The following is a 590-nucleotide window of genomic DNA, read 5'->3' as shown; positions in this document are numbered from 1 at the left end:
CATGTGACTACGGTGACACGGCACGTAAACGATCTCATGGCCATCTTGCGCCAAGCGACGCACTGTCGAAGCGTTGTTGATGTGCAGGCCTTGATATAGTTTGGTCCACAGCCAGCTCAGGATGCGATCGCCGTTTTTCACCAGACCGTATGGGAAGTCGGCTGCGATTTCATCCATGATGTCATGGGCTTCTTTGCGCGCTTTCTCAATCGAAATGTCTTTGCTTTTTGCCTCGTCTTCAATCGCTTGTTCAATTGCAGGTGACTTTAACAGGCGAGCAAATAGCACTTGGCGTTGTGGTAGGTTTGGACCTGATGCCGCCAATTTTTGACGAGAAAAGTGGATACGTGCCACGCGCGCTAATTTGTGCGCAATAGCACTGTCTGTACCGTGAGAATCCGCCATATAACGCAGTGAAACCACCGGGCTAAAGCGCACCAAACAGTCACGACCTGCTGCCATTACCGCTTTCGCTTTTTGTGGCCCATTCATTGGTTGCAGGTACGGTCGATGGCTCTCTTCTTTACCTGGTTTGCGTCCCCAAAGTACGGTCGCTGGGATCATCTGCACATCAAGCTCGCTATCAAGCT

At 51.2% G+C, this 590-nt stretch carries 1 pseudogene; it reads right to left on the bottom strand.

The features are described from left to right. Window positions 1-590, bottom strand: a pseudogene (locus R7E78_RS28545) (glycerol-3-phosphate 1-O-acyltransferase); the annotation flags it as partial.

This window comes from Vibrio sp. YT-19(2023), from assembly GCF_033337395.1.
The sequence above is the reverse complement of the archived record's forward strand: the minus strand, read 5'-3'. Positions and strand labels throughout refer to the sequence as shown.